Raw genomic sequence first — 20,670 nt, forward strand, 5'->3', positions numbered from 1 at the left:
TGAAAATAGGTGAGTTAACAACAATTATACATATCGTTAACAAATTAAAAAAGGGTCGTGATTAATGGATATACTAATGAGTCTAGTAGGTGTGGTTACCATACTAGCAATCGGTTATGCACTATCAAATAACAGAAAAGCAATTAATGTGCGTACTGTTGGTGGTGCTTTAGCTATTCAAGCATTCTTTGCAGGTTTCGTTTTATACGTACCAGTGGGGAAAGATATCTTACAAGGTATGTCAGATGCCGTATCTAGTGTAATTAGTTATGCACAATCGGGCATTAACTTCGTATTTGGCGATTTAGCTCAATTCAAAGTTGGCTTTATTTTCGCGGTAAATGTTTTACCCGTTATCGTGTTCTTCTCTTCATTAATCGCAGTGCTTTACTACTTAGGCATTATGCAGTGGATCATCCGTCTCATCGGTGGTGGCTTGCAAAAAGCATTAGGTACTAGCCGTACTGAGTCTATGTCAGCGACAGCGAATATTTTCGTTGGTCAAACTGAAGCGCCACTAGTTGTTCGTCCATTTATTGCGACTATGACTAACTCTGAATTATTCGCAATCATGGTTGGTGGTTTAGCATCAATAGCGGGTTCAGTATTAGCCGGTTACGCGCAAATGGGTGTACCAATTGAATACTTAGTTGCTGCATCATTCATGGCGGCTCCTGGTGGTTTGATGATGGCTAAACTAATGCATCCTGAAACTGAAGAAGCTAAAAATGACATGTCAGATCTTCCTGAAGATCCTGATAAACCAGCTAACGTATTAGACGCTGCTGCTGGCGGTGCTTCATCTGGTATGCATTTAGCACTAAACGTGGGTGCAATGTTAATTGCCTTCGTTGGTTTAATTGCAATGGTCAACGGTATCATCGGTGGTGTAACTGGTTGGTTTGGTCTTGAAGGTATTACTTTAGAACTTATTCTTGGTTACATTTTCATGCCATTAGCATTCTTAATCGGTGTACCTTGGAACGAAGCGCTTGTAGCGGGTTCATTCATCGGCCAAAAGATTGTTGTAAACGAATTTGTTGCTTACCTAAACTTTGCTCCTTACTTACTTGATGCTTCTGCAGAAGGTTTCAAAGTAGTTGCTGAGACTGGCATGATGATGTCTGATAGAACCAAAGCTATCATTTCATTCGCATTATGTGGATTCGCTAACTTATCGTCTATTGCTATTCTATTAGGTGGTTTAGGTTCAATGGCGCCTAGTCGTCGTCATGACCTTGCTAAGCTTGGTATCCGTGCTGTTATTGCCGGTTCACTTGCTAACTTAATGAGCGCAACGCTAGCGGGCCTATTCTTAGCGATTTAATATCTGCTATGAGTTAAGCTTGGTTAGTCAAAAGGCCGTTATTATTTATTAATAACGGCCTTTTTTGTATCTAAAAATAGTGGTTATCATTTCATTGGCATTATTTGGTGTTGCTCACTTATCCGCTATGGCTATGGCTATGCTATTAGCTGGATTAGCTGGATTAGCTGGATTAGCTGGATTAGCTGGTTCAATGGTGCCTAGTGGTCACCATGAGCTTGCTGAGCTTAATATACGTGCCGTTATTGCTAGCTCGCTTGTTAACTTCTTGGGTGCAACATTTACGGGTCAATTTTTAGCGATGTTATCACTACCATGATGTAAACATTACCAATAAAAAGGTCGTTATCATTTAGTAATAACGGCTTTTTTTGTCTTTAAAAACAGCCATTCTCCGTGAATTTTACTTAATCAACTTTTGCTACAGCTGTTTATGGTATGTTGCTTGCTAAGGTTTTATATAACGATATTGGGCCTATTAATAGTTTTATAGATTATTTAATTATTGGTTGTTAGTTAAAGGTAGCGACATTGTTCACATTTTGGGATTAAGTATTCGTATTTTGTCTTTTTTGTATTGAGCTTTTAGCTAGAATAGGTACAATGCGAACGTTTTATAAAAATCGCCACCCACGAAGGTGGTACTAAATATATCAATGGGGTTGATAATGAAAAACGTTAAAACTTTAGCTTTAGCTGCAACTACGATCGCTGCAATGTCTGCACCTGCTATGGCTGCTGACCGCACCGATTTACGTTCTGGTGATTACAGTTGGATGCAGTTCAATGCAATGTATGCTTTTGACGAATTACCAAGTGGTGGTGAAAGTGGTCACGATTACTTAGAAATGGAATTTGGCGGCCGTGCTGGTGTTGTTGATTTATACGGTTACGTTGATGTTTTCAACTTATTTACTCAAGATTCTGGTGATAAAGGTTACGGTGAAAACCGTATGTTCATGAAGTTTGCACCTCGTTTTTCTCTTGATGCAATTACTGGTTTAGACCTTTCAGTTGGTCCTATCCAAGAAGTTTACTTCTCTACTTTATTTAACTGGGGTGGCGGACCAATCGCAGAAGACGTGAATGCATCTTTCTGGGGTTTAGGTGCTGATGTTATGGTTCCATGGTTAGGTAAAACTGGCATGAACATATACGCTCACTACGACATGAATGGTAAAGATTGGAATGGTTACCAATTCTCTATGAACTGGTTCAAGCCAGTAATGAACTTTGATAACGGTACTTTCGTATCTTTCCAAGGTTACGTTGATTACCAGTTCGGTGCAGACGATGATTACGGCAATGAGTTCGTACCTATGTCTAGCAACGGTGGCGCAGCATACTTCGGTTTACATTGGCATTCAGACAACTACGCTCTAGGTTACGGCCTAAAAGCATATAAAGATGTATACCTTCTTGAAGATGGTGCTGGTATCGTAGGTCTAGAAACTACTGGTTTCGCTCACTACCTTACAGCAACTTACAAGTTCTAAGATTGCTTGAAAGTATAGAGCCACACTTGTGTGGCTCTATTTTTTTATTAATTTATGTTAGTATTTACTTAAATATATCGTAGAATTTGCTAAAGTGTATTTAGATAAATATTAAGGTCCAAATAAGTGATATTAGCTTGTCATTAATTTGGATTGATTTGCGCGCTAAAACGGATTTTTCGCGGAATGGATGAAACAATAATCTTTGTTTCACCTCTTCCGGTCTTCAAGGATTCAAGTCGTGGTACTCGTTATCAGATTGAATACTTAGTTCAGTAATTTATGAATTTATTTACTGGCAATGCTCGAAGGCCCGGCCCCATCAACACCCTAATGCCAGCTTAATTGCATTGCCATAACAAGATTAATTTATTTTTTGTTTTGGAGAGCACACATGAGTGATTTAAAAAAAGCAGCACAACTTGGCATTTCATTAATGGATTTAACCACATTAAATGATGATGATACTGACCAAAAGGTCATTGATTTATGTCATAAAGCGAATACTGCTGCTGGACATACCGCTGCAATTTGTATTTACCCTCGTTTTATCCCTATCGCTCGTAAAACCTTAAACGAACTTGATTGTGAAGACATCAAAATCGCCACAGTGACTAACTTCCCACACGGTAATGACGATATTGCTATCGCAGTATTAGAAACCCGTGCCGCTGTAGCTTACGGCGCAGACGAAGTTGATGTGGTATTTCCATACCGCTCATTAATGGCTGGCAACGAAAACTTAGGTTTTGAGCTAGTCAAAGCGTGTAAAGAAGCCTGTGGTGATGAAGCTATCTTAAAAGTGATTATCGAATCTGGTGTATTACAAGATCCAGCATTAATTCGTAAAGCATCTGAGCTTTCAATTGATGCAGGTGCTGACTTTATCAAAACATCAACCGGTAAAGTACCGGTTAATGCCACACTTGAAGCGGCTGAAATCATGTTAACCGTGATTAGCGAAAAGAACACCAATGTTGGTTTTAAACCAGCCGGTGGTGTACGTGACGCGGCTAAAACTGCCGAGTTTTTAGGTTTAGCTGAACGCATTCTAGGTGCTGACTGGGTTACTCCGGCACACTTTAGATTCGGCGCTTCAAGCTTATTAACTAGCTTACTTCATACTCTTGAGTTAGCCGATGCGCCTGCTGGTGCACAAGGTTACTAATCAAAGTTAGTATTGTACGGTTTTGACATAACGATTTAGCATGCACCGAATGGATCATTTTAGCCCATTCGGTGCCTTATTGTTGTAGCAAGATGGCTCAATAAATTCATCTTGCTGGAGGAAGTAGCATGTTTCTCGCTCAAGAAATTATTCGTAAAAAACGTAATGGTGATGCATTAAGCGCAGCTGAAATTCAATTTTTTGTTGATGGCATTACTCAAAATACCGTTTCAGAAGGCCAAATAGCCGCTTTTGGTATGGCTGTTTATTTTCAAGATATGAACATGGATGAACGTATTGCCTTAACCACAGGTATGCGTGACTCAGGTACTGTATTAAACTGGGATGCACTGTCACTTGACGGCCCCATTATTGATAAGCACAGCACCGGCGGTGTTGGTGATGTCATTAGCCTGATGCTTGGCCCAATGGCGGCGGCATGTGGTGGTTATGTACCGATGATTTCGGGTCGCGGCCTTGGTCATACTGGCGGCACCTTAGATAAATTTGATGCCATTCCTGGTTACCAAACCGAGCCATCAAGTGAGTTGTTTCGCAAAGTAGTTAAAGAAGCTGGCGTTGCCATTATTGGCCAAACCGGTGATTTAGTCCCTGCCGATAAGCGTTTCTATTCAATCCGTGATAATACCGCAACCGTTGAGTCTATCTCGTTAATTACTGCTTCAATTCTTTCTAAAAAGCTCGCAGCTGGGCTAGATGCTTTAGCAATGGACGTCAAAGTCGGTAGCGGCGCATTCATGCCTACTTATGAAGCCTCTGAAGAACTTGCTCGCAGTATTACAGCAGTGGCAAACGGTGCTGGCACTAAAACTACCGCTTTATTAACTGACATGAACCAAGTATTGGCATCATGTGCCGGTAACGCGGTTGAAGTGCGTGAAGCGATTAACTTTTTAACTGGCGCTTACCGTAACCCACGTCTTTACGAAGTCACTATGGGCCTATGTGCTGAAATGCTCGTACTTGGCGGCATTGCGCAAAATGATGCTGACGCACGTACAAAATTAAATACTGTTTTAAATAATGGTAAAGCGGCTGAAATTTTTGGCCGTATGGTATCAGGCCTTGGCGGGCCAGCAGATTTTGTTGAGTCTTATGACAAATATTTGCCACAGGCGAAAATTATTCGTCCTGTGTATGCCAACAAACAGGGTTTTGCTCATAGCATGGATACCCGAGAGTTAGGTTTAGCGGTAGTGACCTTAGGTGGTGGCCGCAGAAAGCCTGGCGACGCATTAGATTATAGCGTTGGATTAACAGAAGTATGTGCATTAGGTGATGAGATATCAGCTGATAAGCCTATCGCCATGGTACATGCTCAATCTGAAGCCGCTTTCGAAGAAGCCTCTGCTGCCGTTCAGCAGGCGATTAACATTGAAGATTCTGCGCCAGAAAAGACGCCTGAAATCTACCGTTATATCCGCGCTTCAGATTTATAATGGAGTAAAAATTATGAAACGTACATTTATTTTAATGTTGGATTCTTTTGGTGTTGGTGCTGCCACTGATGCTGAAAAATTCGGAGATACAGGTTCAGATACCTTTGGTCATATTGCTAAAGCCTGTGCTGAAGGCCGAGCTGATATTGGCCGAAAAGGACCATTAACACTGCCAAACCTGGCAAAGCTCGGTCTAGGCCATTTAGGTTTTGAAAGTACGGGTAAATTCGCCGATGGTTTCGCTGATAATATCGACGTGATTGGCGCTTATGGCCATGCGGATGAATTAAGCTCAGGTAAAGATACGCCTAGTGGACACTGGGAAATGGCTGGCGTGCCAGTATTGTATGAATGGGGTTACTTTTCTGATTTAACCAACTCTTTTCCAAAAGAGCTTACGGATAAAATCCTCAAACGTGCGGGCTTAACCGACTTTTTGGGTAATTGCCATGCTTCAGGTACAACAATTTTAGAAGAACTTGGCGAAGAACACATGCGCAGCGGTAAGCCAATTTTTTATACTTCAGCTGATTCAGTTTTTCAAATTGCCTGTCATGAAGAATCATTTGGTTTAGAAAACCTATACCGTTTGTGCGAAATTACCCGTGAAGAGCTAGAGCCTTACAATATTGGCCGCGTGATTGCGCGTCCATTTGTGGGCTCGGGTCCTGAAGATTTTGCCCGTACAGGTAATCGACATGATTATGCGGTATTACCGCCAGCGCCAACGGTATTAGATAAGCTTAAAGATGCCGGTGGTGAAGTGGTGAGTATTGGTAAAATTGCCGATATTTATGCTAACAGCGGTATTACCCAGAAATTTAAGGCAACAGGTCTTGAAGAGTTATTCGATGCAACCCTTGAGCAAATCAAGCGTGCTGAAGATAACACCATTGTATTTACTAACTTTGTTGACTTTGATTCCCACTACGGACACCGTCGTGATATTGCCGGTTACGCCAAAGCTTTAGAATACTTTGACCAACGTTTGCCAGAGTTATTAGCCTTACTTAACCCTGATGACTTGTTATTACTGACAGCTGATCATGGTTGCGATCCAAGCTGGGTTGGCACCGAGCATACCCGCGAACGTGTTCCTGTGATTGCTTTAGGCGCGGGGTTAGCTGCCGGTTCATTAGGCCGTAGAAACAGTTTTGCCGACATTGGGCAGTCTATTGCGACGTATTTTAAGCTTGAACCTATGGATTATGGCGAATCATTCATTAATTGATGATTCAAATGCTATCTACTAAGGTTAATCTGTTAATAAATATAGTAGAATCACGTCCGGCAGCGAAGGGGATGACTTTGCTGCCCACATATAAAGATATACGATAAAAATATAGGGGTTTTTCCATGGCTACACCACATATTAATGCTGTTGACGGTGCATTTGCTGAAACAGTTTTATTCCCAGGCGATCCATTACGTGCAAAATATATTGCTGAAACATTTTTAGAAAATGTAGAGCAAGTTACTGATGTACGTAACATGCTTGGTTTTACTGGAACATATAAAGGTACTCGCGTATCTGTAATGGGTTCTGGTATGGGTATTCCATCATGTTCTATTTATGCGCATGAGCTTATTTCTGATTACGGCGTTAAAAACCTAATCCGTGTTGGTTCTTGTGGCGCAATTAGCACTGACGTAAAAGTGCGTGATGTGATTATCGGAATGGGCGCTTGTACTGACTCGCAAGCAAACCGTTTACGTTTTAAAGGTCAAGATTTTGCTGCGATTGCAGATTATGGCTTAATGAACGCAGTGATCGAATCAGCTAAAACGCACGAAACTAAAGTGCGTGTAGGTAACGTTTTCTCTGCTGATTTATTCTACACTCCAGATCCTTCTATGTTCGATACCATGGAAAAAATGGGTGTACTTGGGGTCGAAATGGAAGCGGCAGGCCTTTACGGTGTTGCACACGAACTTGGCGCTAAAGCATTATGCGTAGTGACAGTTTCTGACCACATCAGAACCGGAGAAAAAACCACTTCTGATGAACGTCAAAATACTTTCAACGAAATGATTATCATGACATTAGATGCAGTAGTTACTCTGTAATTTAACGTTTATTATTTCGTAAAAAAGCGTAACTGATTTATCAGTTACGCTTTTTTTTTAATGGTTAATTGGGTTTACTTTTATCATCAAGTCTGAGGTTTTCGGCTTCTAGTATCTCTTGTTTAAAAGTCATATTTTCATCGCTATCAGACTCTGTTATCAGTGAGGATTTTGGGTTAGCGCTTTGGTCATCCACATCTGCCGGTTCAGTCCGGCTATCTTCAAGTTGATGCATTTCTTCAGACAAGCTTTTTTGCACTAATTGGCTATTTTTACGTCCTTGTTTGGCGCGAGTTTTACGTCGGTCGAAATCTGCGCGTTTAAACGAAAAGACCCGCGACAGCAGCAAACCAATAATACCTGCAATAATCAGCATAATTTGTTGTTGCTTCATATTTTCTTGATAGTGGCTTTTTAATTCATCAAAGAAAATATGTAAGTTTAACCTCACCTCGATATAGCCTAAGTTATTGTCACCTTGAAGCACGTTTTCAATTAAAGGTGGGTAGGGCGATAACATCTCAGTTAGTACTTTATCATCGGCGTCAAATTCGATGTCTGATACGCTTTGGGCAAACGCCAGCCTTACCCCTTGAGTACTGTACATGTTCACTGACATCACTTTTGGGTCGAGCACGAGCGCATTGGCTAGCCATTGTAGTTGCTCATCATTTTGTAGATGCATTGCTGGGGCTGCGCCATTGGCCACTTGTTGAGCTAATAAGCGCGCCATGATTTGGGTTTGCGAACTCAGCAGTTGCTGACCGTTATTAAGGCTCGACTTCCATAAATGCACTAAAGCAAATAATAAAATTACAGCAATGCTGATTTGAATTAATCTGCTGATTTTTTGGCTTTTTTTAAGACCTTTAACAAAAATCACTTTAATCCTTGGTCATTTTTCTATTTAATTAATACTAATCGAAATAATTCATTGTAGATAGTCGCAATCATTGGGGAAATGCAGTCCATGGAAACTCAGGTAAATATTCAGCCATTAACGTGGTTATTCTCAACATTTGATGCGACGTATAGCCATAATCATGTCACTTTAACTCGTTATTTTGAAGACGAGTATCTTAACAATGTTCAGGTTAAGTACCCTTATCGTTTTAGAGTGGTATTTGAAGCGCAATCTTTTGGGGCCATTAATGACTGGCTGGCAAAGTTAACCCAAGACTGCGCGATTACGCCTTTGATGAGACATAACGATTTACAAGGTTTTGAACTTGCCTCAACCTCAGCTTTAGGGACACTGATGAGTCAATTTCCGCAGCAGGTAAAAGCAGAACTTCTCAATATAACCGCGCCGCTAGCGAGCTTATTTAAACCGGGTCTATTAGTGATGGATATGGACTCCACCGCGATTCAAATAGAATGTATTGATGAATTAGCTGTGATGGCTGGCGTGGGTGAGGCGGTATCAGAAGTCACCGAAAGGGCCATGCAAGGGGAATTAGACTTTGAAGAGAGTTTACGCTTAAGGGTCAGTAAGCTTGCAGGCGCCAATGAGAGTATTATCAGCACTTTATGTGAGCAACTTCCTTTGATGCCAGGACTTAAAAGCCTAGTGGCAGAGCTAAAGTCTAACGAGTGGAAGTTAGTGTTAGCCTCGGGCGGATTCACCCCATTTGTGGGCTATTTAAAAGATTTACTGGATTTAGATGCCGCTTACGCCAATGAGCTGGTCATTGAAGCGGGTAAGTTAACCGGTGAAGTAACAGGTGATGTGGTTGATGCCCAATATAAAGCCAATGTGATTGATAAGTGCAGTGCCACTTGGCAAATTGCTGCAGGGCAACGGCTGGCCATTGGCGATGGCGCCAACGATATTCCTATGGTTAATGCTGCTGATTTTGGTATTGCCTTCCATGCTAAGCCGAAACTGCTTGCTGCAGCCGATGCGAGTATCAATAACTTGGATTTACGCTGCTTAGTGTATTACTTGCAAGCCTAAAAACACTGCAAGCATAATGTTAAATGACGGTTTAACCTAAGTGACTAAAAGCTGCCGATACCAGTATCAATAACTTGGATTTACGCTGCTTTGTTTATTACTTTGTGTATTACTTGCAAGCCTAAAAACACTGCAAGGGTAAAGAGCTGCAAGCATCAATGGCATCGACTCTTAGCTGTTTAGATATTGGCTGAGAGCACTTTTAAATGGTTCACTTTAAGTGAGCCATTTTTTATCTTGATTAGGCTCATTACTCTAATTAACTTGTAATTAACATTTACACTGATTACCGTATTAAGTTCATACACTCAAAATAGTCATATTCATTCCCATGCAGCAGTCACATTTTATTCCCTATCGAAATGGTCGCCTTCATATTCGGCATATCAAAGCAAACCCTAGCTTGGCTAAAGGCATGCCAATTTTGATGTTACATGGCGCAATGTCAAATGGACGGGTATTTTACAGTGCCTCGGGCAAAGGCTTAGGTTGCTATCTTGCTAGGCAAGGTTTTGATGTGTATATACTCGATACGGCAGGCAGAGGCTTAAGTGAGCCTAAAATCAGCGCGGCCTATTCCTTAGGTCAAACCGAAGTGATTTTAGAGCAGCTGCCCCTTGCCAATGAGTTTATTTTATCGCATTCATCAGCAAGTAAAGTGCATTGGTGCGCGCACTCATGGGGCGGGGTGTTAATGGCGAGCTGTTATGTTCGCTTAGCTAAGGTGCGTACTCAAGTGGCTTCATTTGTCACCTTTGGTAGTAAAAGAACCATCAAAATTAAATCTCTGCGTAAAACCATGATGGTGGATTTATTTTGGAATCGGTTGGCGCCATTTTTGTCAAAAGTGGATGGCTATTTAGCGGCAGATAAATATCGAATGGGTATGGACAATGAAAGCCGGCAATCATTAAGGCAAACCATAGATTGGGTAAAAGGTGATTGGGTAGATTGCCATGATAACTTTGATTATGCCGCTGCAGCTAGGCAGGTGACTTGGCCGCCTTGTTGGTTTTTAGCCGCTAAAAAGGACCGCGTGTTAGGTAACCCTTCAGATGTGCAAGATATGATGGGTGAGTGTCAGATGGTGGCAGCTGAGTATACTTTACTGGCTAAACATCGCGGCTTTAAGCGGGACTACACCCATGCAGGCATGTTAACCGACAAATCCGCAGTAGATGATCATTTCCCGTTAGTGAAAAGCTGGTATGACAGTTTGGCTAAGTAGCAACTTAAAAATAAACTGCAGCGATAAGCGCTAGCTGAAGTAATACAAACCAAGTGATTGCAATATATACTCTATTAGCGCTGTCGAGATTAGTGTATCAATTTGGTTTAGCATTAGCGCACTTAGGCTAGGAGCCTTCAAGTTTTGAGCAACTCAGGTTTTGAGTCATTCAGATTTGGGGTATTTAGACTTGGTGTAACTCTGGATATCTCATTTCAACTTCAGCACTAATCTCTAACAGTTCTCCGGCTCCTAAAACCCGCCATAACAGGGCTTCAAGCTGTTTTGCTCTGTGGGAAGCATGGGTGGCAATATATTCCATTTCGCGGCGAATATAGCTCATGTCTGGCTTTTCAGTTGCGCCATAATAAACTCGTAAAGCCACAAAGCGGCCAACAGTTTTAGCGTGGCGCACAAAGGCAATTTGAGCATCTCGGCTAGCGAAGTCGTTGACTAACTGAGATTGAATGTTAATTGCTCCTCTACCTTGACGAGACACCTGCAGGAATATCTCTATATATTTCAGGCCATCAATGGGCTTCATTGCTCGAACTGGATTAATAATTAGCTGCTTAAACTGGCTTTCATTAAATAATGGCGTCAAATTATAATTTAATGGTTTAGTGGAGCCAGCGGCAAATAGATGGCTAATAGCATCAGTTTTAACGCCGATCCCTAAGCATGATAGTTGCGCCGATTTTTGCGTTTTTTCTACAAAAAAGGGCACATTAGCCAGCTGTCTTAGGAGTAAGTTTTTCATGCCATCGGCTAGCTCTTTTAACTCGCCTTCACTATCTGATAATTGCTCAAGTTTATCCCGATTATGATTAATGAGTTTATTGATAAACTCAACTCCAGCATGGGGTTCGTGACCAATGTTGGCCGACAAATGCAGGGTTTGGTCATGATTACGGCTGCGGATCAATCGATATGGCAAGTTTGACAGTGATGTCTTGCCTGCAATTTGCTGCAGTTTAGGGAAACTAAGTAACACATCTGTAGGCTTTTTGAGGTTAAGATTATCTTCTAAAGCAAGCTGCAGCCCACGGGTGGATATATCATGGCTTATCCCACGGGTTTTATGGTTGTTGTGCTCAATATCTACCAAGGTTTTAAAGGCATAGCGCGCTTCTCGTCGTCGCTCGCTAAAGGGCATTGATAGACGTTTTATGCTGTTTTGTTTGAGCTTAGTTTGGTTAAACTTTTTAAGCTTATTGACGTTATCACTTGGGTTAAACCAGGTTTGATAATCGGATTGAACCTGCTCATTGGTTAAATCGATTAACTGCAGCACGTAGCTAAAGCCTGCCAGTTGTTGCTCTACTAGCGCTGAGTAGTGGGTTTCATCCCCTGGTAGCGTCGAGGTTTTATAATTCAGTTTATGGTCAATGCTTTGTTGGCTTACTTTGAACACTCGCCAACTAGTTTTGCTTGCGCCAAAGCCAAGGAATAACTCTAAGGCATCATGTTGCTTTAACTCATAAAGCGAGGCTGAAAAGTATTGGATTGTGTCGTTTGCTTGGTAGGTGAAGCAAAAAAATAAACTATGGTCACTGTCTTGTGGGTGCTTAATGAGATTGACTAAGCGATTATTGGTCAGTAAACCGGGTAGCTGATTAATCTCTTGCTCATCTTGAAAATATTGTAATGAAGCTTGGTTGCCTTGACTTAATAGCAAATGGCTAATGGTCGGTTTACCGTCATTTAAACTGATATAAATGGGGAGGTGAGCTAATAGTGGTAAATAATGGCGTTCAAACCCAAGCCCGGTTGCATTGACAATCACATCGTTGACATCCACTTTATAGCGAAAGCGGTAACTGCGGATCAGCTGGGTTAATAAGTTATCGAGCTCGTTACTTTCTCCAATACGGCATAGGCGCAATATGGCACTATCATCTTTGTGTTGTATATCGACGATTTTATAGTTGATGCCTTTTTGGAGATCGTCAAAAAAATACTCTTCGTTTAATTCAAGTAATTTAATACGCAGCGGCTTATCTTGATCAAAGCGAATGTCAGCAGGTAAGCGAACTCTCGCGCCACCGACAGATAAATCTAAGCTGGCGCCATTAACTTCGGGGCCACCTGTTTGTGAGGCTGAAATACGAATACTGTAATTCATTCGCTCTTCGCTACGATTAAAATAGCTGCCTAAAACCACCCCAGGCACAATTAACTGGGAGGTTTGTGCTACGGGTTGCTGATTGTTTTGGCGGGCTTTTTCTTTGCGTAATTTGTGCTGGTTGAGTACATGCTCATAAACGCCAACGATATACTTATTGCGATACAGCTGCAGTGCCTCTAGCAAGGAAAGCTTTGCTGGCTCATCGAGAAAATGACGTAGTTTTCCAACCTGAACCTCTTCACATTCAAGATCGCTTTTATCACGTAAATCAATGATCCGAGTACAAATCACCGCAATGCGATTTAATTCCATTTTCAATAAAAATCGAGTCGAGTTTGATTCGTCAGCCGTAAACATTTCAAAGGCATCCTTAAAATCAGGTTCCATTAAAAGTGGCTTTAATTGCTCTATAAGCTGACTGTGCTCTTCTAAACTCATGGCTTCTTTTCTATTGAGGGCTCAGATAAAGGTGATAATTGCAGGCTCGACTGGTAATCTTATCGGCTAGCATCAGGCTTACTTTATACAAAATTAGTCTAGGTGTCTGTTAAAGCTAAGGTAATAATGCGATTTTGGCGCCATTAGCTTAACAATTGAGCTGTGTAAATTTAATAAATTAATAAGTGCTTAAATCCCATAAGCAGCAATCTGACAAAAGTGATCTATGGCAAAAAATAAAACAGCGTATGTGTGTAATGAGTGCGGACAAGATTTTCCTCGCTGGCAAGGACAGTGCAATGCCTGCCAAGAGTGGAATACCATATCAGAAGTGCGCATTTCTGCGGTTAAATCGTCGACCAATTCGGTAGCTGGTTATGCAGGCTCTGTCGGCGGCGGCTCAAAAAAACTTCATGAAGTGGAAGAGTTTGAAGCCCAAAAAATGCTTACCGGCATTGGTGAACTTGATAGGGTCTTATGCGGTGGCTTAACCACAGGCTCAGTGAATATTATTTCAGGCGATCCTGGTGCAGGTAAAACTACTTTACTGTCCGATTTAATTGCCCGCATGTCACAAGTTATGCCTTCATTATATTGTACCGCTGAAGAGTCACTGTCACAGTTCAAAAACCGTGTTAATCGCTTAAAGCTCAGTTATAACGAAGATAACCTGTATTTAATGGCAGAAACCAGTGTCGAAGCGATTATTGCTGAACTGGAAACTAAGCAAGTGAAGTTTGCTGTGATTGACTCAATCCAAGCGGTGGTGTCTGAAAGTGCCAATGGTAGTCCGGGGTCGCCTTCACAAGTTAAAAGCTGTGCGCAGGCATTAACCCAATATTGTAAGCAAAACAATGTCACCATGTTTTTAGTGGCACACGTTAATAAAAATAATGAAACCGCTGGCCCGCAAACGCTTATTCACATTGTCGATTGTCTGACCCATATTGAATGCAATGACGGCCAGATTAGAACATTAAGGGCCAATAAAAACCGTTTTGGTGACGTGGATACCGTGGGCATTTTTAAGATGACTGAACGCGGTATGATAAGTGTTGATAACCCCAGTGAGATTTTCCTTTCGGGCTCAACCACTGAATCACCCGGCGCGGCTATTACCTGTATCCGCAAAGGTAATCGTAATTTATTGCTCGAAATTCAATGCCTAACTACTGAAACCGAAGGCGAGTTTCCGCAGCGGGTTTGTGTAGGTTTGAATATGAACCGGATTAAAATGCTCACGGGGATATTACGCAAGCATACTCGCACCAAGATTTATCATGATACCTATTTTAATTTGGTGGGTGGTTTGAAGATTGATGAATCAGAAACCTGTATTGATTTAGCCTTGGTGACGGCATTACTGAGTAGCTTGAATGACTTTGTGGTGCCTAGAACCACCTGCATTATGGGGGAGCTTAGTTTAAATGGTGATGTAAGACCGATTGATAGCGGTGTGCCACGGGTTAAAGAAGCGGTGCAACATGGTTTTACAGAGGTGTATATTCCTCATCGTAACTACCATAAATCAATGGAGGGATTAGGTGCTAAAATCCATCCGATTAAAACCATTCATGAGTTATTAGAACTGATTAACTAAATGGATTAACAAAACTTGTTAAGCATTAAAAAAGGAGCCTGTGGCTCCTTTTTTGTATTTACTTTATGACTCGAATCAAGCGACTAAATCAGTAAGTGTCCGCAAAGGGCGATAACGGGCAATGTCACTAGGGTACGTAAAATGAAAATCACAAATAACTCAAAGAAGTTAACTGGGATTTTACTGCCAATAAGTAATGCACCGACTTCACTCATATAGATTAATTGGGTGACAGACAAGGCTGCAATCACAAAGCGGGTTAAGTCTGACTCAATTGAACTGGCTAAAATTGAAGGTAAGAACATATCGGCAAAGCCCACCACAATTGTTGTGGAAGCAACATCGGCTTCTGGTATTTGCAGTAATTCGAGCAGTGGAATAAATGGCATACCTAGATAATTAAAAATCGGCGTATTTTCAGCTAATACCAATGCGATGGTACCAATGGCCATAACCACAGGAATAATACCAAACACCATATCAACCACGTTCTTAACGCCTTCAGTTAATACCTGTTTAATACCGCCTGCACGAGAGGCTTTATTGATTGCCTGCTCAAAGCCCCAAGACATTACGCCATGACCTTGTGGGATCATTTCATCATCTGGGTGACGTGGGGTGTTGTCGATATATAAATCTTTTTTCCATGATAGCGGTGGTAATTTAGGGACGATAATCGCAGCGGCGAAACCGGCTAAACATACGGTTAAGTAAAAAGGCACAAATAAGTGCTCAAGTTTAACTTGAGAGATAACCACTAAGCTAAAAGTAATGGAAACAGCTGAGAAGGTAGTACCAATTACGGCCGCTTCACGCTCGGTATAAAGACGGGTTTCATACTGCTTGTTGGTCATTAAAATACCAACACTGCCATCACCTAACCATGATGCCATACAGTCAATGGCACTTCTTCCTGGAAGGTTGAAGATTGGACGCATTAATTTGGTCAGCATGGTACCGAAAAATTCTAATAGACCGAAGTTAAGCAGTAACGGCAGCAGCATGCCTGCAAAAATGAACACTGACAGTAGTACTGGTAATAGGTCATTGAGTACCAAGGCACCGGTATCAGCTGAGTAAATCACTTCTGAACCGATCTCTAAGTAGGTTAATACAATGAATATTGCCCCTAAGACGCGTACTAATAACCAAAATGGTGAGACATTCAGCAGCGAATGCAAAAACGGGCTCTTACGAACTAACTTTGGGTTTATTAGTTTAGTAAGCACCGACACGATTGCCATAAAGACCACGATACAGGTTACGATTAAAGGTAATATATCGGCGAATTGGTTTTGTACAAATTTTGATACAATAGCAATCGGAATGGTGATTGAGCCGTCGTAGCTAATAGGTGTCATAAACAATAACAATCCGATAAGTGACGGAATGATAAAGGTAAGTATTGTTTTGAGATTATATTTTGGTTTTTCTTGAGTCACTTTGTATATGCCTTACCAATTAACTAAATAATCATGGTTGATTTAATCAAACCGTCTTATGGGAAATGCTGAATGTCCATTCATAGGATATCTAAGCGAGGCAAGGTTACCTGCTTATTTATTCTAAGTAAAACTATTCACTAAAACGAATAGTTATGGGCTTTTTTTGCGTATCTATATTGTATCGTTTCCTAACTGAATTGCACGAATTATTTTCTTTGTAATCAATATGTTATATAAACGTTGTTACGGTGGGATTTTGTTATTACAATGAGTAAGTAGATGGTTGTAAGGTTGTTCTGGTAGTGTCCTCTATATTGACGCGGTTAATTGACTGAATACTAAACATTAGATGTCGATAGCGTTTTTATCAAAGGCGATTAAGTATGATAGAGCCTAATTTACAAGGAACAAGATACGCTGTGATAATAAGTAAAACGGAAAAAATTGCTCGATTAGCTTACCTGTTTGGTTTATTAGGCTTGATAGGGCTTTTTATCGGCATAGGTTTATCTGTGTTTATTGAGCATATGCAGCATGGTGATAAGTATAGTTTACTGCAATTTTCAATCAGTGAACTGGGGACTTACAACCGCTCTTCTTCTGCAATACTGATTAATGCGGGGCTATTTTTTGGTAGCTTAAGCCTGACGATGGGTGCTTTATTTGGCTTGCAAATAAATCGTACCATTACAGGTACGTTATTTTGGCTATCTCTTATAGTGACTTTTCTTGCCCTTGCAGCAACGGGGTTATTTCCACTCAACGTTTACCATTTACATATTCAAGCAGTCTCTATTTTTATTTACTTTGGCTTTTTCAGTGCGCTTCTGGGCTTGATTGATGGCTTAATTATGCGTAAAGCCCAATATATAATGCCAATGGTGTTTGCTTGCTTAATGGTGGGGATTCACGGGGCGATTTTAACTTGGCCATATTGGGGGGGAGGGGTAGGGGTAGGTGAGAACCCGTTTTCTGAAGGACTACTATTTCAAGCCATTGTGTCGCAGTCTCCTAAACCGCAAACTTGGTGGTTATCCATCTTATTTTGGCTAAGCATCATAACTACATGGCTGTGGGTTTTGAGCATTTGCCGCTGCTATTTTCTGCCCCAGGGGCAAAGTAAAGCAGATAAGCCAAAGATATGACTCTTGGGCAATTGTAAGTAAGAGCCTTGTAAGTAAGAGCCTTGTCAGTAGGAGACTTGTTATAAGAGCCTTGTAAGTAAAAAGACTTGTAAGCAAAGAGGCTAAAGCTTACAGCGTTATTCACTGCCTTGCATTAGCCCCGATTACTAAGGTGTTAACTAGATTTTTGTAAACCAGCGCCGCCGAACCAATAGCCATTACAGGATTTTGTGTTAGCAAACTCGCGAGTTTCCATCGCCATATCATCTTGAGTCTCATCACTGTTTGCTAAGCGCTTTGTGAGTTCATCTGCAAGCTCAATACAGGCTAATTGGCTAGGTGATACTCTAAAGTAGTTCACTCCCATTTGCTGCATTTGCATCATTTCAGCGGTTAAATCAACAAATGAAGCCGATTGAGTTTGGATGCCATTTAATCTCAGTAAATCCTGATGCTCTTGCGTTTGCACCAAAATCCCTTTTGGGTGTTGCTGGCAAATGGTCTCACAATTGTCTTTACTCAAATTAAAGTGCTTGGCAGTAAAGCAGCGCGCTGAATGCGCCAGTGGCATATAACCATGGCCCATGACTTCCACTTCAAATTGCGGCGTGTTTTCGCCCTCACCAATCACGGTTTTAAGCCATGACTTTGATAATTCAAATGGCATAGCAAAGCGTTGCATACCCATTTTATGCAAAATATCTAAGCTGGCTCTATTGTAGTTATTAATGGTTGGGCCACAAATGAACGGCAGTTTGGCCTCAGAGGCCAATTGCACGCCTGCCATATCATTGGCTTCAATAATAAACTCGCCATTATCGATATACTTTTTAAGTTCGCCAAGCTCAGATTGTGCCTCGATTAATGCCATGGTTGAAAGCACCACATTTTTGCCAGACTGTTTGAGCATAGTGGCGATGGCGAAGTAATCTTTAAATTTCATTAATCGACGCCTGCTGCAGACGGTTTCACCTAAATAAATAGTATCAACCTGGCTTTGTGCTGCCCTATGATAAAATTGTTCCGTGGTGTCTTTGTCCCAGCAATAGCTAATAGCGCCCAGTGAGATTTTCATATTGTTATTTACTGCCATTGACGCTCGTACGCTCCTAATGTGGTGACTTGTCCTTCAGATACCTTGGCTAAGGTATGATTCCATCTTGCTTGCTCTTTAAAAGCGCTAGGATTGTTTTGATAGCTATCAATCGCTTCTCGCCAAACCCGCGTTACTTGCTCTACATATGCAGGGCTGCGTTGACGGCCTTCTATTTTTAGCGATTTGATCCCAGCTTGGGCAAGTTGAGGTAATAGGCTTAAGGTATTTAAGCTGGTGGGCGACTCTAACAGGTAATCGGCTTTGGTATCCGCTTCGGCAATGTAGCGGCCTTTACAGACCACGGGGTAGCCAAGTTGTTGGTCAATACCTGTAGTATCAATCAGCACGTCATTTAGCCTAGTTAGGCATTGGTTGCCTTGCTCTTGCCATCTCACATCTTTTGCTGGCGAGCAAGACCCGCCTGTATTAGGTGATTGGCCAGTGACATAAGACGATAAATGACAACGTCCTTCAGCCATAATACACAAGCTACCAAAGGCAAATACTTCTAACTCTACCGAGCTACATTTTGCTAGGTCGCGCACTTGCTTCATTGATAACACTCTAGGCAATACGGCGCGTTCAATATTAAAATTTTGATGATAGAAATCGAGTGCGGCTTGATTTGTTGCACTCGCCTGCACTGAAAGGTGCAATGGCAAATGTGGATAACGGCTGCTGGCATAATGAAGCAGGGATATATCAGCGGTAATAAGTGCATCCATTTGCAGCTGGGCGGCTAAATCAATCGCCTGATACCAGCGGGTTTCCTCTCCAGGTTTTGGATAAGTATTTAACGTTAAAAAAACTTTTCTGCCTTGGGCATGGGCAAGCTTGGTGGCTTGTTTTAGTTGTTCTGGGGTGAAGTTTAAACCTGCAAATGAACGGGCATTAGTATCATCCTTTAAACCTAGATAAACGGCGTCAGCACCCGCTCTAAAAGCGGCTTTTAATGAGGCTAAATTTCCTGCAGGGCACAAGAGTTCCATATTCTCTCTCTCAAATTTCGATTGAAAGTGAGTGTAAAGTTGAATGACATCACATGATTTGATTTGAAACAGGTTTCAATTGATAAAATGTGAGTAAACTAGCTTAAATTGGAATCTTGTCAGTGTAGGAGTATGAATGTCTTTCGGTTTTTCTGGAAAGGTTGCTAAAAACTTGCTTAATATCGCCCCTAAAGTCGCCACCCAGTCTCTTTCTGTTGTCCCTGAAAAGGTAAAGTTGGATATTCTGGCTAAGATGTTGTCACTTTCGTTAAGTGAACAAATTAAATTTGGTGAGTTAGATTTTCTGCAAGGTAAGTGGGTTGCTATTTGTGTGCAAGACATCGCGCTCAACTTTGAGATTAGTTACGATCAGCAGTTATTATTACGTCCTTTGACGCAAGCTGATGTGACTTTTACTGCCAATGTGCCCGAGTTATTACTGGTTGCTGCGGCCAAAGAAGATCCTGACACGTTATTTTTTCAACGTAAGCTGCGCATTGAAGGCGATACTGAGTTAGGGCTTGAAGTGAAAAACTTATTGCTCGGTATTGAGCTTGATACGTTACCAACAGCGGTAAAACTTAGCATAGAAAAGTTAGCTATTACCCTACAAACGTTACAAGGCTATGCTAATGAGCAGGCCGCGGCCACGGCGTAATATTCAGTCATAATGGCTCAGATGATGAGCGTTAGACATGGGATGAATATAAACATCAAAAAAGGCGCTAATTAGCGCCTTTTATGTCATTTAGTTTAAGGGTTAAACCTTACCTGTAATGACTTCATATTTATATTGCAGCTCAGCTGGGGTTTCTGCGTGGCTGGGATCAGGATCAATGCAATCAATTGGGCAAACTGACACACAGGTCGGCTTTGCATAATGACCCACACACTCGGTACATAGCGCAGGATCAATTTCATAGATCTCTTCACCCATGGTGATAGCCTCATTAGGGCACTCAGGCTCACACATGTCGCAGTTAATGCAGCTATCGTCGATTAGTAATGCCATTTAGTTGATATACCTTATAAAATTCATCTGTAACAATTGCTTATGTATATTCCATATAATGGTAAAAATTACCCAGTCCCGACTTTCAATGATTCATCCAGTGGATTTTCATGTACTTAACCATGAAGAATGACC

General features: G+C 41.4%; 18 protein-coding genes. 12 read left to right on the forward strand and 6 right to left on the reverse strand.

The features are described from left to right. Nucleotides 1–64: 64 nt before the first annotated feature. From BCU57_RS00820 to deoD, 7 genes are all read left to right on the forward strand, one after another. The gene (locus BCU57_RS00820; RefSeq protein ID WP_102439553.1) at nucleotides 65–1,327 is read left to right on the forward strand and encodes a NupC/NupG family nucleoside CNT transporter; all 1,263 of its coding nucleotides are present in this window, start codon (nucleotides 65–67) and stop codon (nucleotides 1,325–1,327) included. Between the two features lie 64 nt (nucleotides 1,328–1,391). Further along, nucleotides 1,392–1,646, forward strand: coding sequence for a hypothetical protein (locus BCU57_RS00825; protein WP_102439552.1), 255 nt, complete (start codon nucleotides 1,392–1,394; stop codon nucleotides 1,644–1,646). Between the two features lie 349 nt (nucleotides 1,647–1,995). Beyond that, entirely contained in the window at nucleotides 1,996–2,823 is an 828-nt protein-coding gene (locus BCU57_RS00830; RefSeq protein ID WP_102439551.1) for an outer membrane protein OmpK, read from the forward strand. A 394-nt stretch (nucleotides 2,824–3,217) separates the two neighbouring features. Beyond that, on the forward strand, nucleotides 3,218–3,991 hold the full coding sequence (gene deoC / locus BCU57_RS00835) for a deoxyribose-phosphate aldolase (RefSeq protein ID WP_102436200.1): 774 nt from the start codon (nucleotides 3,218–3,220) through the stop codon (nucleotides 3,989–3,991). Nucleotides 3,992–4,119: 128 nt separating this feature from the next. Continuing rightward, nucleotides 4,120–5,451, forward strand: coding sequence for a thymidine phosphorylase (deoA, locus tag BCU57_RS00840; protein ID WP_102436198.1), 1,332 nt, complete (start codon nucleotides 4,120–4,122; stop codon nucleotides 5,449–5,451). 13 nt (nucleotides 5,452–5,464) lie between these two features. Beyond that, complete coding sequence (locus BCU57_RS00845) at nucleotides 5,465–6,682, forward strand: phosphopentomutase (protein WP_102436196.1); 1,218 nt, start codon at nucleotides 5,465–5,467, stop codon at nucleotides 6,680–6,682. A 125-nt stretch (nucleotides 6,683–6,807) separates the two neighbouring features. Continuing rightward, on the forward strand, nucleotides 6,808–7,518 hold the full coding sequence (gene deoD, locus BCU57_RS00850) for a purine-nucleoside phosphorylase (protein ID WP_076543293.1): 711 nt from the start codon (nucleotides 6,808–6,810) through the stop codon (nucleotides 7,516–7,518). A gap of 64 nt (nucleotides 7,519–7,582) precedes the next feature. Here deoD and BCU57_RS00855 read toward each other — a convergent pair whose 3' ends face one another. After that, nucleotides 7,583–8,401: an AhpA/YtjB family protein gene (locus BCU57_RS00855; protein WP_102436194.1), complete on the reverse strand. Its 819-nt coding sequence runs from the start codon at nucleotides 8,399–8,401 to the stop codon at nucleotides 7,583–7,585. A gap of 87 nt (nucleotides 8,402–8,488) precedes the next feature. Here BCU57_RS00855 and serB point away from each other — a divergent pair, with 87 nt between their 5' ends. Both serB and BCU57_RS00865 read left to right on the forward strand, forming a co-directional pair. Continuing rightward, complete coding sequence (serB, locus tag BCU57_RS00860; RefSeq protein ID WP_102436192.1) at nucleotides 8,489–9,475, forward strand: phosphoserine phosphatase SerB; 987 nt, start codon at nucleotides 8,489–8,491, stop codon at nucleotides 9,473–9,475. A 331-nt stretch (nucleotides 9,476–9,806) separates the two neighbouring features. Further along, a complete protein-coding gene (locus BCU57_RS00865) occupies nucleotides 9,807–10,703 on the forward strand; it encodes an alpha/beta fold hydrolase (protein ID WP_102436190.1) in 897 nt (298 codons plus the stop codon). A 184-nt stretch (nucleotides 10,704–10,887) separates the two neighbouring features. Here BCU57_RS00865 and BCU57_RS00870 read toward each other — a convergent pair whose 3' ends face one another. After that, nucleotides 10,888–13,269, reverse strand: coding sequence for a PilZ domain-containing protein (locus BCU57_RS00870; protein ID WP_102436188.1), 2,382 nt, complete (start codon nucleotides 13,267–13,269; stop codon nucleotides 10,888–10,890). Nucleotides 13,270–13,495: 226 nt separating this feature from the next. Between BCU57_RS00870 and radA the strand changes: the two genes are divergently transcribed. Beyond that, on the forward strand, nucleotides 13,496–14,869 hold the full coding sequence (gene radA, locus BCU57_RS00875; protein WP_102436186.1) for a DNA repair protein RadA: 1,374 nt from the start codon (nucleotides 13,496–13,498) through the stop codon (nucleotides 14,867–14,869). A gap of 83 nt (nucleotides 14,870–14,952) precedes the next feature. Here radA and BCU57_RS00880 read toward each other — a convergent pair whose 3' ends face one another. Then, complete coding sequence (locus BCU57_RS00880; protein WP_102436204.1) at nucleotides 14,953–16,230, reverse strand: YjiH family protein; 1,278 nt, start codon at nucleotides 16,228–16,230, stop codon at nucleotides 14,953–14,955. Nucleotides 16,231–16,697: 467 nt separating this feature from the next. On the opposite strand from BCU57_RS00880, the gene BCU57_RS00885 reads away from it, so the two are divergent. Next, nucleotides 16,698–17,459, forward strand: coding sequence for a hypothetical protein (locus tag BCU57_RS00885; protein WP_102436184.1), 762 nt, complete (start codon nucleotides 16,698–16,700; stop codon nucleotides 17,457–17,459). Between the two features lie 154 nt (nucleotides 17,460–17,613). Here the strand turns inward: BCU57_RS00885 and BCU57_RS00890 are convergent, their stop codons facing one another. Next, nucleotides 17,614–18,513 (reverse strand): U32 family peptidase, encoded by a 900-nt coding sequence (locus BCU57_RS00890; protein ID WP_102436202.1) that lies wholly within the window; start codon nucleotides 18,511–18,513, stop codon nucleotides 17,614–17,616. Between the two features lie 8 nt (nucleotides 18,514–18,521). After that, nucleotides 18,522–19,523 carry a ubiquinone anaerobic biosynthesis protein UbiU gene (gene ubiU / locus BCU57_RS00895; RefSeq protein ID WP_102436182.1) on the reverse strand — a complete coding sequence of 334 codons (1,002 nt, stop codon included), beginning with the start codon at nucleotides 19,521–19,523 and terminating at the stop codon, nucleotides 18,522–18,524. Between the two features lie 136 nt (nucleotides 19,524–19,659). Here ubiU and ubiT point away from each other — a divergent pair, with 136 nt between their 5' ends. After that, nucleotides 19,660–20,181 (forward strand): ubiquinone anaerobic biosynthesis accessory factor UbiT, encoded by a 522-nt coding sequence (gene ubiT, locus BCU57_RS00900; protein WP_102436180.1) that lies wholly within the window; start codon nucleotides 19,660–19,662, stop codon nucleotides 20,179–20,181. A 102-nt stretch (nucleotides 20,182–20,283) separates the two neighbouring features. On the opposite strand, the gene BCU57_RS00905 is transcribed toward ubiT, so the two are convergent. Continuing rightward, the gene (locus tag BCU57_RS00905) at nucleotides 20,284–20,535 is read right to left on the reverse strand and encodes a YfhL family 4Fe-4S dicluster ferredoxin (protein WP_055023738.1); all 252 of its coding nucleotides are present in this window, start codon (nucleotides 20,533–20,535) and stop codon (nucleotides 20,284–20,286) included. Nucleotides 20,536–20,670 lie beyond the last annotated feature (135 nt).

It is taken from the genome of Shewanella sp. 10N.286.48.B5 (assembly GCF_002874355.2).
Classification (GTDB): Bacteria; Pseudomonadota; Gammaproteobacteria; order Enterobacterales; family Shewanellaceae; genus Shewanella.